Source organism: Shewanella sp. ULN5 (assembly GCF_030731885.1).
GTDB classification, from domain to species: Bacteria; Pseudomonadota; Gammaproteobacteria; order Enterobacterales; family Shewanellaceae; genus Shewanella; species Shewanella holmiensis.
The window spans coordinates 241,725-255,895 of the sequence record NZ_JAPJEE010000004.1; the positions used below are offsets into that span (position 1 = coordinate 241,725).

Here is a 14,171-nt window from a genome sequence, read left to right on the forward strand (position 1 = left end):
TGTTTTGATTGTTTTCTGTTGATTGAACTTTGACTGCTGATTACATGGCATAAGTGAACCCCAAATAGAATTCGCGACCAAAATATTGCAAAGTGCCGGTTTTATTTTCTGTGCCGAAGTAACTCTTGGTTGGCTCGTCGGTAAGGTTATTCACCTGAAACAATACGCCTAAGCCATCAGTAACCTGATAAGACGCTTGATAATCGATAACGGTTTCAGCATCAAAGTTAACCACCTGTTCGTTAATCGCCACCTGCTCAGAAACGAACTCATCGCGATAACGCGCACTCACACGGGTTTCAAAACCTTCGTAGGAATAAAACAAGGTGGCACTCACCACGTTATTTGATAAACCTGGCAAATCTTGAGTTGTGGTATCGCCACCAAGATTGGTCATCGATTGCACTTCAGATTCGGTATAGGAATAACTGGCGTTAAAACCTAATCCAGACCAGGCATCAGGTAGCGAAGCAAACACTTGGGTATAGGCTAGCTCTAATCCACGAATATACCCGCCTTCGGCATTATTTACTGCTGTCGTATAGGTGCCATTAGTTGTCGCAATTTGCTCTCCGCTAATTTCATCAATGATGTATTCAGGCACGTTAAAGCCATTGCCTTTAAAATCGAAGTTAGTGATAGCGACGGTATCGATAAATGAATCAATATTTTTGTAGAAAATCGCCGCCACAAAGGCGCCTTCATCAAAGTATTGCTCAAAAGACAGATCATATTGATCTGCATAAAACGGCATTAAAAATGGGTTGTTGGTACTTGAGCCATTAATTTCGCCATCATCCGAAACCGAGGCGCTGATATCGCCCGCTAAACGGTTAATCGGTGGGCGAGACATCACTTTGGCCGCAGCTACGCGGATTTGCGAATCATCCGCCACTTTGAAATTCAAATTAATAGAAGGCAGATAATCGGTGTACGTCACACCTTGAACGGTTTGCACATAATTTTGGTTAACAATGCCGATACTGTCAGTGATGTTTTGTGCCCCTAGGTCAACATCACCCTCAACATTTTGCAGCATGGTGGCAGATTGGTCAGTATCGACCATACGTAAACCAAAGTTACCTGTCACTGGAATTCCAGCAATTTCAGTGTCGATATTGGCCATGACATATGCCGCTAGCACCTCTTCATACACTTCACCGCTTTGCAGCATGGTCCATGAGTAGTTAGTGGTGTAACCTTTAGGATCAATCACCCCGCCAGCGTTGCCCCAAGTTTGTACGGGTTGTGGCACACCATTCGGAAACCATGCATTTAAGGCCGAATCTAAATCTATGGCGAGATATGAGGGGAAATAACTAAAATCACCTTGCCAATCGACAACGGTTGCCATGTCCTGTGTCAGCTTTAACGGCGGTTCTGACTTTGAAAATGCACCGTCATTACCATATTCAAATACCGAGCGATCATTTGAATAGGTTCTATCAGAGTAACGCACGCCAAATTCGATACTGCTGATCACATCGGTTGCAAGATCGTACTTAAAATCTAATCGATAAGCTTTAACTTCATCCTCGTTTTCAAATGGGTAAATACCGTATTTACTCACCATAACCCGATCAATATCAGAAAATGCTTGTGCTTGATTAAACCCCACATCCGGTAAATCTAGGCCATTAAGTAAATAGCTAATCGACACGTTCTCATCAAAAATGGGCGTCTCAGCATTGGCATCTTCGGCCACATTTGACCATAACAAGCCATTACGAAAATCACTTTTTGCCGATGATAATGACACGTCGACATTCACATTTAATTTTTCAGTCACTTGCCAATCTGCGTTAATGCCATAGCTGTTTACTTCATCAAAATCTTGGTTATCATCATTGACAATTTCAACGCGGGTGTAGCTTTTAGATGTGCGATTAAAGGTGCCACCTATCACGCTATTGCCATCAAATGTCGGATTAGCAACACTGGCATTGCGGCCACCTAATTTGACACGATAGCCACGGGCAAAGGCTTCACTGTCAAAGCGGGACATAAACGCATCCCCCTTAAGCACAAAATTGTCAACTGGAGCCCATTCAATGGCACCCATGTAACCATTACGGGTTTCTACCCCACCTAAATGCTGAATTTCAAACCCTTCACTGATGTATTCATAACTTGGGTTATCAATGGGCCCATTAACATCGTTTGCTAAACCATCTAACTCTTTAGAGTCGTTATAGGCTAAACCAATAAACTGGGTGGCCACACTCGGCTGGTCTAAACGGGCATAACCTACCGCCACACCTAATGTGTCTTCTAAAAACTTGCCTTGATATGAAAAGCTTAATCGGCTGCCATATTCTTCGGCGCCATAGACTTCACTAGCGCGATCGTTATGCATGCCACGAACATTAACCACAAAACTGTGGTCTTTATCGGTACTTAAAGGGCTGATTGTTTGTAACTCAACGGTACCAGCCACCCCACCTTCAATAAGCGACGCTTTAGGTGATTTATATACAGCAGCTGAACTGATTAACTCTGAAGGATATTGGTCAAACTCAATGCTGCGAGACCCGCTTGTAGAGACTTGTTCACGACCATTTAAGGTTGAAAATACAAACCCGCCTGACATGCCGCGAATGTTAATTTCAGCCGCCTGCCCGCCTGTACGTACCGCAGAAATACCGGGTAAACGCGTTAACGCATCGGCCATAGATACATCGGGTAAAGCCCCCAAATCATCGGCTGAAAGCTGTTCTGATACGGTATCGCTATAACGTTTAGAATTAAGCGAATCAATTAAACTGCGGCTATAGCCTTTAACTGAAATGCGTTCGATAGGTTCATCATTATCACTCAACACCTCACGATTTAACTCCGTCTTGGCAGTATCAGTCTGATCAGTTGTGCTAACCTCAGCCGTCATGGGTTGTTGTTCTGGCGTCACTTCATCAGCAGCTAGCGCAGAATAAGGCATGAACATCACACTCATTCCTGCCGCAATCGCTAGCGATAGTACACTGGGTTTACTTTTGAGCATTGGTTTTCCCCTTCACCTTAAAGGTTTTATTGCGCCCAACACTCAGATATACAACTTACACTATCTCGAATATCGAACAATTATTATGCCGATATACTAGGCTTCCCCCTCTTTCGTTAACAACACACTGCATACGTATTCATAACAATCATGCAACAATTTATTTTTTGGCTAGTGAGGTGTTTTATGTGAAATCGTATTTTTAGGTATAAAAAAGAAAGTGTTATTAACAAGTTGAATAGCTGTATATCTTTTGGGGTTAATTCTCATCATAAATTCATTTATATGATGCGATTGAATACATACAAAAAGCATGGACATTAAGCGCAAGTTAGTGTTGAATCATCATCGAATTACGCATTGTGGTAACAATGTGGTCGCTCAAATTAGGAGTAGTAGATGGGTTTTAAAGTAACTGTTGATTGGCACACTTCACCAGCAGCAGAAGGCGAATTTAATCGTGATCATCAAGTCAAATATGGCAGTGGTCAATCGGTTGAAGCTTCATCAGCACCTGAATATAAAGGCAATGAAGATAAAGTTAACCCAGAAGAAAACCTTTTGGCTGCGCTTTCTTCATGTCACATGTTGACCTTTTTAGCGATAGCACACCTTAAACGTTTACCTGTTAGCACCTATACCGATAACGCTATTGCCGATTTAGGTAAAAATGACGCAGGTAAAATCGCTGTTGTTAAAATGACCTTAAACCCTGAAGTCGTATTTGCTGAAGGTATTGAGGTGAGCGATGAAACGATCGCCAAAATTCATGAAAAAGCACACGCAAATTGCTTTATTGCTAACTCATTAGCTTGCGAAGTTGAAATTAAGCACTAAATTATGCGTTAAATAATAAAAAAGCCGCTAAATGCGGCTTTTTTTGTGGGTATTTAACGGCATATTACTCAGATTTTTGCATAAAATCTTCGCTAAAGTCGGTTTTCCAATACTTGTAACCTTGAACCGTGGCCTGAGCGGCAGCGCCCATTAAATTCACTTGATAAGTTTTCACCCCATTAATATCAACCGACTGATTGGCAGACGCTTGATCGCCTTTGTCTTCATATTTAGCACTGGCTTCTGCCTGAGCTTGGCCTTCATAACCCGACTCTTTAAAACGCGTCAATGCGTCACGCTTGATAAAAGCTTGTACATAAGCCATTTGCTTCCAGCCGATCCCAGCACCCACACCACCTGTTGCAAAACGGTAGTAAGACTTTTGGCCACCTTCAGTTAGCACACAAATTCCACCGCCAGTTGAAAGCGCAAATAAGTAACTATTACTGCCCGAACACACCACATAACCCACAGATTGATTTACTGCAGTTCTTGCTGCTGGATGTTCTTTATAAATTTCAGCTAATGCTTCTTGTGTTTCTTTGCGGGCATTGGCTTTTTTGGCTTCAGGCGTATTACCCGTAGCGCATGCAGATAAACCTAAAATAGCGGTTAGTAAAACAATAATTGATAAAGACTTAGTCATATTTACTCCTAGTAATTCTGCGGCAAAGATAAGCAACTACCATGAAAACTCAAAGTAAATATCGCCTCAAAACATAACATTACCTTATACAATCAACCTTGGGCGCACAAAAAATCAACATCCTTTACGTTATGTCAGCAGTTTTAGCAATTTTTTACAATCAGCCCATAGGCAAGTGGTCTTTTTAGATAGTCATTCTGTTTATCTCTGTTTAAGATGAAGAAAATATTTATTGGACATAAATTTATGACTCAGTTATTTGTAAACTATCAATGGAACAGCACGTTATTTAACTGCCAAAGTAATGACTTAAAGCAATTTGAGAAGTATTTATCCGCTCAAGTCACCCGTTTAAACTTGCAAGCCAAACCTTTAGGTTTTATTGATAACAACCACCAGCAATATCCGTTATCGCTTTACCAATCTGCAAACATTCACTCAGATAAACCGTCAATTTTGGTCTGTGCGGGATTTCACGGCGAAGAATCAGCCGGACCATGGGGATTAATCAGCGCCTTAACTCAGCTTGAGCCAAGCGTACTTGAGAAAGTGAATTTGAGCATTTTACCTCTGGTCAATCCAAGCGGATTTAGTATCGGCAACCGATTAAATCTGTATCAGCAAAATCCTAACCGAGGTTTTGTATATCAATCAGGGCAAGTCGCATCAAACCAGCACACCTCGGTTGAAGGACTTCTTTTACAACAATCCATGGCCACATTATTGTCTGCCTCTGAGCATGGCATATTAACCTGTCATGAAGATGTGTTGCTGCATGACACTTATTTGTACGCATTAGAATCTCATGCGTTACCTAGCCCGCTCAGTTATCAGCTACGCGATAGTCTTGGACGATACTTCCCGATTGCCGCTGACGGTGAGATTGATGATTGCCCTGTTAAAGATGGCATTATTTTTAATCATTTTGATAGCTCATTTGAAAGTGCGTTATTTCAAAGTGGCAGTCAAATTGCTATCTGCACCGAAACACCAGGCCAGCAAGATTTTGATCAACGCGTGCTTGCCAATCGTGATGCGATTACCTTGTTTATCAACCACTTTGTTGATGAAAATCGTCAATAATCACTGATAGTGATCATAATGTCGTGGTCACATGGTCAGTGATGTTCCCCACATCACATCTGACCCATATCCCTATGGGTCAGATGTGAAAGAGCGACCTTATGTGCAAATACTGCTTAGGGACGCTTTGCGCCATCCATGGCCGCTTAACGAAAACGTCCTGTTTTCGATACCCTCAGCCGTATCTACACCGGGTCATTTTATCTCTTCGATTTAGCTTCATTTGATATAAGTTTTGATTTGAAAGTTAGCTTGGTTTTGCCCCAAGGTTAGTTTGGAATATGGCCTTTGGCCCTAAACGTCGTGGTGCTTCGCCCACACCAGACCAAAGGGGCAAAACGCTTGCGCCCCTTTGGAAACCCTCAGCGCCCCAGACGAAAAATGCTGAAAAGCGCATGTTTTCGATGGGGATCGATCCAGCTTTAAACCTCATTTGCTGCCCGCTTCGGCCATTTTCACCTAATATAAAAAATATCCTAACGCTTACGATGAGCCATCCATGGCCCAACGAAAGCTAGCTTGGCATCCATGCCAAGCTCACGAACTTTTCTCGATGACCTCAATTCAAACCGAACATCCAAGCTTTTCTTATGGAGTTGTTACGAATGAAGTTAAATCGGAGATGTGAAAATTATGGGTGCTGATGAGCCAGCGAGTATCCAAAACAGGGCGAAGTTTCACTAAGTGAAACATTTTTGAGCGAGAGCCATGGATGCCGAACTGGCTGTTTAACATGGATGTTATTGTTTTGGTTAAGCCCACATGGAAGTGCTTGCGGCGTTTCGCTGGATCATCTGCACTTGAAGCCACTCTTTCACGCCCATGAAATTTAATTAAGTTAAGATTTTATAAAAAAGCCCCATCTGTGATGGGGCTGTAAATGATAAAGTCGACGCTATCTAACCATATGTTTCGGCTGATTAATTAGCGTGAATATCATCTGCTTTACCGGTTTTAGGTAATGGCTGCGCTTTTAATGGTTGATAAGGACTTTGCACTAGCTGTTCTTTCAAATAGCTGATGGCTTTTTCTAATTGCGCATCGTCACCTTGATAAGTGGCATGGGGTAAGTTACTCACCTCAATATCAGGTTCAACACCATGGCCTTCAAGCACCCAGCGGCCATCCATTGCATATTGTGGATATTCTGCCACGCGTGCCATACCATTATCCGTCACACTGTTACGCCCCGATAACCACACCCCTGCACCAGCAGTTTGTTTACCAATTAATGGCGCAATACCTAGGGCTTTAATCCCTGCTGAAAAGGTTTCACCGTCTGAGTAAGTCATTTGATCGGCTAATACCACCAATTTTCCGCGGAAGGTTTGCTGCATATTGGTATTGGCACTGCCATGGGTTGGTTGCCAAAATGCCCACGCTTTACGCAGCAGTTTTTCAATAATCCAGCTATCAATGTTGCCGCCGCGATTACGCCTTACATCAATAATCAAGCCTGGCTTGTCATAGTTGGTGTAAAACTCACGGGCAAAGCTTTCAATATCGCCTGCGCCCATCGCATATAAATGTAAATACCCAAACTCCCCTTTTGACGCCTCACTCACTTTAGTTTGATTGTGATGTACCCAGTCTAAATAGCGTAACTTGGCATCGGTTGCGGTATTGGTGGGCAATACCACGGTTTGATGCTGATCACGACCACGTTCTAACGTAAGCAATACTTGCTTATTAGCTTGATTACGCAATAGCTGAGTCACATCGCCCAAGTGGCTTACGGGTTTACCATTTATCGCTTTGATTATGTCGCCCACTTTGGCATCAACATCAATACGCGCCAGTGGCGATGCTTGGCTAGGTAGCTCTGGGTCATTTTGATAAATATGTGCTATTTCAACGCCTTTGGTGGTCAGGTTTAAGCGCCCGCCTAATGAGGCTGATTTAGCGGCATCTTTGTCCTGCGGTATATCACCACCGCGCACTTGCGAATGCAGCGAGTCGAGCTCACCCATCATTTGCTCAAAGATGTCGTTAAGTTCATTTCTGTCGGTGAGTCGTTGCAATAACGGTTGATATTTAGCTTTGGTTGCTTGCCAATCAAGTCCACGCATTTGAGTATCAAAAAACTGTCCACGATGCATCAACCAGGCATCTTCAAAGATTTGTTGCCACTCTTGCATCGGTGATATCCGCAGTTGCCATTGCTCTGTTTTCACCCTAGCTTGACTCACATCAGCGGGTAATTTTTCTCCTGCAGCTACAATTAACAACTCTTTAGGATTACTTTGCTTACGCAGCATGATGGTCGCGTTATCATTGGCGAGGGTAAAGTCAGCAATATCGTCAGCAAACACCTCCGCTTTAGGGGCAATGTTATCAAACTTAATCCACTTCAATGCACTTTTATCATTAACGCTATCAACCACATACAAACCTGTGGAAGATTGTTGCAAGCGATTATAATTACCAGCCTCAACAGGTACTTGCCATAAGCGTTGCGCTAACCCCTGCCAATCAAGCTTAGTTTTAGCTTTTTCTACCTTGTCGTCTTGGTTTGCGGCGGTTAATTCTGTTGTTTTGGCAAACGGAAATTGTGCTTTGCTATTCAGTGCTAACGCAAAAATCTGGGTGCGTTTATCAAATACAGGCCCCATGTTTCTGTCGCCCCAAGGTGAGCTTGGAGTGGCTTTAAAGTCGCGGTTAGATAGAAAATATAACCAATCACCATCATGACTAAAGCTAGGCGAAAATGACTCATATTTATCAGAGGTCAAGGTTTGCGCTTTTGCCTGAGTAACTGAATACAAGACAATTTGAGGACGCTGTTTACCTATTTCGGCTTTCGTGAGAGCAATAAATTTACTGTCTGGAGACCAAACAATATCCTGATAAGGCCCTAAACCCTCGCCATCGGCGGCTATTTTTATGTTTTTATTATTCGCTAAATCAAGTAGCCACACATTGCCCATATAGTCATCATGGGCTAAATAACGGCCATTAGGTGACTGACTTAGACTGGTGCGCAGTGTTTTGCCGTCTTTTGTTAGCTGTTTAGCGCCGTCAGTGCCGTCGGCCGGAAATTGCCAAATTTCCTGCTCTCCCGATGCATCACTAATGCCGTATACCCACTGACCATCGGTGCTTAATATGGCATCCCGTACGCGTGTATCTGCTGCTGAAGCAATTTGAATCAGACGGCGATCATCTTTATTGGCAATAGCGACATGGCTACGAGCGGTGATAACCACTTGATCGCCTTTTGGGCTTAAACGGGTTGAGGTGGCAAACTCCATTGGGTCATTCACCCAATGTTCACGGCGATGTGGAAAATCACTACTTAAATCAACATCAACAACTGATTCTTGATTGCTAGCAAGGTCAAAAAGCTTGATGTCAGCCCCTTGTTGAAACACGACTTTACCTTGATGTAATTTTGCATCCCTAATTTGCCAATCTGTATATTGACTGTGCTGCTTAATATCGTCGCCCGTTAATGACATTGACCAGATATTGTCATTGCCCGAAGCATCACTGATAAAAAACACTCTTTGTTGCCATAACATTGGCTGACGAACTGACCCCGGGTGCTGTAAGGTTAACTGTTTGGCTTCGTTATCACTGCCTAATTGATAACGCCAAATCTCTCCTTTGGCACCACCACGATACACTTTGGCATTGTCGCCACTGGCTTGAAGACCAAATTGGGTAAAGTAAACATATTCGCCTTTGGCATCAATGGTGCCCTCTATCGCATCCGCAAGCGGTAAATCGGTCACCACTAACGAGTCTGGGTTAATGGTCTTCAATACCCAGTAATTCGCCGGACCAAAAGCGTTATCGGTTGAATAAACAATATCCCCTGTCGCCGTCCAGCCTTGTAGGCGCACTCGGGAGTTTTCAAAACTGACTCTTTTTGCCACGCCGCCGGCCATAGGCATGACATAAACTTCTGTCGCACCTTCATAATTGGCGGTATAAGCTAAGCGCTGACCATCGTGTGAAATACTCGCCTCGGTTTCTTCTGCCGCTTGAGTCGTTAAACGGCTAGCAATTTTACTGTTGAGCTGGGTTTTCCATAAATCCCCCTCAGCGGTAAACACTAAGGTATTGTCATGTAATGCTGGGGCGCGGTAATAGCCATTATTGGCGTAGGCCACCGTTGAAAATGCACTAACACAACCCAGTGCAACCATGTAGCTTAATACTGAACGACGAAGTTTCATCACGAGCCATTTTCCCTTTTATATTGTTATTGGCAGTAAAGTTACCAGAATGTGATATTTTTGAAAGCGTCAAAGTGTAACCAATGACAACGGTTATGTTTGTCATCTTGATATCCTGACGGTACCGACAAGTTTAATGGCAAATAAAAAGACCAAGCCGAGGCTTGGTCTTTTTCAACTTAATATACTAATTTAACGTGCGGTGAGTTGCTGTTTAATTAACTGATAATCACTATTTAACGGGTGTTTAGGATCATTAAGTTCAGGAAATCTTTGCTCCATGCTTAACAAATAACGCTCGGCTTGAGGCCATTGCTGCGAGGCAACTAACTGATTCAGTGTCTCCATCGCTTTTTCGGCCGTATCAAGCGTGATCAACTCTGCTTGTTTTGAAAATGACTGTTTCGACTCAAACGTCATGCTGTCACGGCTTGACGGCTTCAGATCTGACATCAACGATTTTGACGTTGAATTATCACTTTGTTGCTTTTGCTGCTCAGCCGCTAACTGGGTATTGTTTTGACTGCTTTGTGCTGACATTGCTGCGGGCTGCATTTCAGACGGATTAACCGCAGTGGCCGCGCGCAAGTTGCTATCAGCCTGAATGATGTCATCAGCACTGGCATTGCGTGTAGCGGGTAATGGCGCTTGCATCAAAGACATTGGCGTGTGGGGTTCATCAGGTACCGCCATTTGAGCAGGATCAGAATGTTGTTGCATTGGCATCATCATATACAAGCCGGCCACAATCACAACCGATGCCGCTGTCGATAATTGCCAGCGATACTGCTGCCAACCTTTTAGCTCAACAACAGTGGTACTGCCAGCCTTAGCCTGGATATTTTCCGTTTTAGCACGCTGAAGTTCGGCTTGCGCCATTGCTAAAACAGCTTCATCTAATTGTGCCGATGGCTCTTCTTTTACACCATGATGGTATAGCGTTGAAATCTCATCCCGCAAGGCTAAGAAGGCTTCATCATTATCTTTAACCATCTTTATGCCTCCTGAGTTTTTTGGCTGATACATAACTTAATGCTTTGGTAAGCATATCGAATACGACTCTTTGTCGCTTCTAATGTCACTTTAGCAATATCGCTAATGGCTGCGGCGGTTAATCCTAACTCAACATTCAGCAAAAAAGCTTCTTTTTGCACCGCAGGTAATAAATCAATACATCCTTGCAGCATCTTGGCTTGCTGCTGTTGCTGCAATTGTTGGTCTGGCTCAACGTCACTGGCGGCATTAAAGCTGTCCATGGTTTGGTCTTCACCTAAAGCCTGAGTGTCATCTAATGGCTTTACTGCACGAATATGATCAATGATCAGGTTGTGAGCAATTTTGTATAACCAAGTGGTGAATTTTGCACTCACTTGATACGTTGCCACGGCTTTGATCACCTTGCCCCAAACCTCTTGGTATAAATCTTCGGCTAATGTGTTATCACGTAATTGACGAACAAAGTAACGATATAAAGGGCCTTTATGCTTTTTGTATAGCTGTTCAAAAGCACTGAGATCGCCCGCTTGATATGCCAGCATTAACTGCTCATCGGTTGTCGATACACCATTATCGATTTCGGTTGCAACGGCTGCACTTGTATCAGGTTGTAGTGTCATCCACTTTCTCTTTAAATCAATGTGTTGAATTAGGTGGCAATCATTGTCGCTCGCCTTTAATTATCGGTTCAGGCATAGGATAAGCTTCTGCTGCCGCTTTGTGGGGATATTGACGCTCGTCAGCATCATCATAAAAGCCACCACTTTGCGGGGTTCCTTGTGCAACTAATAACTGAGTAGAGCGCATTAATTGTAAAAACTCATGCCGATAACCAAAAGGGTCATCTGCCATTGCCCCTGCGGCTAAGCTAATTAACTTATCATAATCAATATTATGTACATAATGATTATGATTAATCAGTTGACCAAAACCGGCAACTGCAGCGGCAAACCGAAAATCATCACTCGCCTGCTGTAAATTTTTATACTCAGTATTGGCTAAAATGGCCTGGCTAATAAGCTGGCTTTTCGATGCGGCTAATTGCCCACCATTGAAAGGCTTATATCGAAGCGATAAAAAAGCAATTTCATCGCTATCAAACGACTGACGATGAGATAAAGCCCCTGGGCGCTTGCCCATTTCAGTCGATTTATAACGTAATGGTGGTTGGGATAATTGTGAATTGTCGTTATACCGTAACTCATACAATGCAGTGACGCTTTGGCCTGCACCAATTTCAGCGGCATCAATTTTATCGTTATTAAAATCTTGACGCTGTAACTGGCGACTTTCATAACCAATTAAGCGATATTCCGCCACAATAGCAGGATTAAATTCGATTTGAATTTTTACATCAGCGGCAATGATATCCAACGTTTGCGATAATTGATCATAAAGTACTTTTCGAGCCTCATTCAGGGTATCAATATACGCATACTGGCCGTGGGCTTTTGCCGCCAGCTCTGCAAGCAGTCCATCATTAAATTGTGCAGTTGAAGCCCCCAGTCCAAAGCCGAGTGTTGTTAACCCTATACCACTTAGCCTTTGTTGGGCTACATAGTTGACCAATTCAGTTTGATTGGTCATGCCAAGATTAAAATCACCATCGGTTGCCAACAAAACCTGATTAACCCCATGATCAATAAAATGTTTTTTTGCTAACTCATATGCTAACGCAAGCCCTTTGCCCCCATTGGTTCCGCCACCAGCGTCGAGGCTATTTAATCCTTGCCTTATTTGCGATAAAGCATTGCCGTTCACACCATCTAATACTTGGCGAACGCCATCGGCATAAACCACTATCGATACTTTATCTTGGGCATTTAATCCTGAACTAAGCAACAATAGCGCTTGTTTTAATAATGGTAATTTGTCGGCCGATGACATAGAACCAGACACATCAATCAAAAACACCAGGTTTCGGGCCTTAATTTGATCAGGCATTAATTGGTAACCTTGCACACCAATGCGAAGCAGTTTTGTATCCTGATTATAGGGTGATGGGGCTAACTCAGTGTGAAGGCTAAAAGGGGCCTCATTGGCATTAGGGATCGGGTAATCGTAATCGAAGTAATTCACTAACTCTTCAACTCGAATGCTATTTTTTTGCGGCAAAAGACCCAGGTTTATTTGTTGCCTAAGCGTGGTATAACTTGCTGTATCCACATCAATGGAAAAAGTAGAAACGGGCGTTTCAGCCGTGACCATATTGCCATTTTGAACATAACGAATAAAACGTCCCTGGTTTTGCGTTGGCGCATCCGTTGTTATCATCGAGCGAGTTAAGCCATGCTTTGATAATGGCTCAGCGGATACCACTGCAGCATCGACTTCAAAACTGTCTTGGGTAAGTGTTTCCGTGGTTTCATTGGCAGATAAACGTGTTTTATGCGCGTCTTCGTTGGCGGTTTGATGCTTACAAGCTGTTAAAACCAACGCCAAAATAATCAGTCCTAAACGACGATAAGCCGTGAGCAACACAGGTTGCTTCAAAGCATGAGAATGATGTTGCATAAATAACCCTTTATTGAAGACGTTTTAGCTTACAAACGATGTCAATTTAAAAAAGGGTTATAAAATGGCAATTATTATTCTGATTTAAATATTTTATCAAACGCGGGTTTAATTAAGGCTTTTTCATCCTCATCTAAATTACGATTATGCTCGTCGATAAAAGCCTGTATAAAGCTGGGCTTACTCATAACAGCATCAATACTGTCAATCAACTGTCTACCCGTTGGCGTTTTAGAACATGCCATATAACCATAGCTAGGTTGTAATACGCCTTTGATAGGAATGGCATAATGCTCAAATTCCAAACCGATTTTTTGTTTAATAAAACCCACTTCAGCTGAATATTCCAAAATTCCCACGACCCTATCTTTGGCTAACATCTCTAATAGTTTATTAGTTGAGTTCATACCACTACGAAAATAAAAGTACTCAGGATGTTCTGCAATAATCGGGTTAAGGTTATCACCATAGGAGCGGGCAGTAACCACACCAACATTACCTTTCATACTTGGCGGAAGATGTTTAAAGTCAATAATATTAGGGAATAAATGGAGATTCTTTTTTAATACGATAAATCTTAACGGTGGGTAAACAGTAATAGGTTTCTGACTAAAATATGACACCTGCTCACGTTCTGCAGATTTAAATTTATTATACATACAAGCATTGCCTAGCTTGTTTAAGTCACTCCACGAGCGGCTATAACTGGCTTGCTGCTGAGTAAAGTTAAATAAGTTATCTCTGTGGTCGAGTAGAACAGCAAACATACCTAGTGGTTGTGCTTTAGTTAAATCACTTTGGTTACTGTCGGTTTCAGCTAATAAAATGCCTTCTAATGGCGCAATGCCGATCGTTTAAGGGCACTTGACCGATCTTGAAGATGAATGATAATCCCTACCAGTATTCTGGTGGGGAT

Annotated in this window: 9 protein-coding genes; 2 read left to right on the forward strand and 7 right to left on the reverse strand. The window is 42.7% G+C overall.

Going from position 1 to position 14,171, the window contains the following annotated elements; genetic code table 11:
- Positions 1–40 precede the first annotated feature (40 nt).
- On the reverse strand, positions 41–2,998 hold the full coding sequence (locus ORI98_RS06315; RefSeq protein ID WP_306134673.1) for a TonB-dependent receptor: 2,958 nt from the start codon (positions 2,996–2,998) through the stop codon (positions 41–43).
- A 399-nt stretch (positions 2,999–3,397) separates the two neighbouring features.
- Here ORI98_RS06315 and ORI98_RS06320 point away from each other — a divergent pair, with 399 nt between their 5' ends.
- Positions 3,398–3,835: an OsmC family protein gene (locus ORI98_RS06320; RefSeq protein ID WP_306134674.1), complete on the forward strand. Its 438-nt coding sequence runs from the start codon at positions 3,398–3,400 to the stop codon at positions 3,833–3,835.
- A gap of 64 nt (positions 3,836–3,899) precedes the next feature.
- Here the strand turns inward: ORI98_RS06320 and ORI98_RS06325 are convergent, their stop codons facing one another.
- Positions 3,900–4,481 (reverse strand): hypothetical protein, encoded by a 582-nt coding sequence (locus tag ORI98_RS06325; protein ID WP_306134675.1) that lies wholly within the window; start codon positions 4,479–4,481, stop codon positions 3,900–3,902.
- Between the two features lie 246 nt (positions 4,482–4,727).
- Between ORI98_RS06325 and ORI98_RS06330 the strand changes: the two genes are divergently transcribed.
- The gene (locus tag ORI98_RS06330) at positions 4,728–5,564 is read left to right on the forward strand and encodes a M14 family metallocarboxypeptidase (protein WP_306134676.1); all 837 of its coding nucleotides are present in this window, start codon (positions 4,728–4,730) and stop codon (positions 5,562–5,564) included.
- A gap of 920 nt (positions 5,565–6,484) precedes the next feature.
- Here the strand turns inward: ORI98_RS06330 and ORI98_RS06335 are convergent.
- The 5 genes from ORI98_RS06335 to ORI98_RS06355 form a co-directional block, all read right to left on the reverse strand.
- On the reverse strand, positions 6,485–9,745 hold the full coding sequence (locus ORI98_RS06335; protein ID WP_306134677.1) for a S41 family peptidase: 3,261 nt from the start codon (positions 9,743–9,745) through the stop codon (positions 6,485–6,487).
- Between the two features lie 192 nt (positions 9,746–9,937).
- The gene (locus ORI98_RS06340; RefSeq protein WP_306134678.1) at positions 9,938–10,738 is read right to left on the reverse strand and encodes a hypothetical protein; all 801 of its coding nucleotides are present in this window, start codon (positions 10,736–10,738) and stop codon (positions 9,938–9,940) included.
- Between the two features lie 2 nt (positions 10,739–10,740).
- On the reverse strand, positions 10,741–11,283 hold the full coding sequence (locus ORI98_RS06345; RefSeq protein ID WP_306134688.1) for a sigma-70 family RNA polymerase sigma factor: 543 nt from the start codon (positions 11,281–11,283) through the stop codon (positions 10,741–10,743).
- A gap of 118 nt (positions 11,284–11,401) precedes the next feature.
- Positions 11,402–13,255: a von Willebrand factor type A domain-containing protein gene (locus tag ORI98_RS06350; protein WP_306134679.1), complete on the reverse strand. Its 1,854-nt coding sequence runs from the start codon at positions 13,253–13,255 to the stop codon at positions 11,402–11,404.
- Positions 13,256–13,329: 74 nt separating this feature from the next.
- Positions 13,330–14,022, reverse strand: a complete 693-nt coding sequence (locus tag ORI98_RS06355; RefSeq protein ID WP_306134680.1) for a hypothetical protein — start codon at positions 14,020–14,022, stop codon at positions 13,330–13,332.
- Positions 14,023–14,171 lie beyond the last annotated feature (149 nt).

What these genes read in the sequence shown, in the direction of transcription:
- ORI98_RS06315 (WP_306134673.1), bottom strand. Translation starts at nt 2,998, where the DNA reads ATGCTCAAAAGTAAACCCAGTGTACTATCGCTAGCGATTGCGGCAGGA.
- ORI98_RS06320 (WP_306134674.1), top strand. Translation starts at nt 3,398, where the DNA reads ATGGGTTTTAAAGTAACTGTTGATTGGCACACTTCACCAGCAGCAGAA.
- ORI98_RS06325 (WP_306134675.1), bottom strand. Translation starts at nt 4,481, where the DNA reads ATGACTAAGTCTTTATCAATTATTGTTTTACTAACCGCTATTTTAGGT.
- ORI98_RS06330 (WP_306134676.1), top strand. Translation starts at nt 4,728, where the DNA reads ATGACTCAGTTATTTGTAAACTATCAATGGAACAGCACGTTATTTAAC.
- ORI98_RS06335 (WP_306134677.1), bottom strand. Translation starts at nt 9,745, where the DNA reads ATGAAACTTCGTCGTTCAGTATTAAGCTACATGGTTGCACTGGGTTGT.
- ORI98_RS06340 (WP_306134678.1), bottom strand. Translation starts at nt 10,738, where the DNA reads ATGGTTAAAGATAATGATGAAGCCTTCTTAGCCTTGCGGGATGAGATT.
- ORI98_RS06345 (WP_306134688.1), bottom strand. Translation starts at nt 11,283, where the DNA reads ATGCTGGCATATCAAGCGGGCGATCTCAGTGCTTTTGAACAGCTATAC.
- ORI98_RS06350 (WP_306134679.1), bottom strand. Translation starts at nt 13,255, where the DNA reads ATGCAACATCATTCTCATGCTTTGAAGCAACCTGTGTTGCTCACGGCT.
- ORI98_RS06355 (WP_306134680.1), bottom strand. Translation starts at nt 14,022, where the DNA reads ATGTTTGCTGTTCTACTCGACCACAGAGATAACTTATTTAACTTTACT.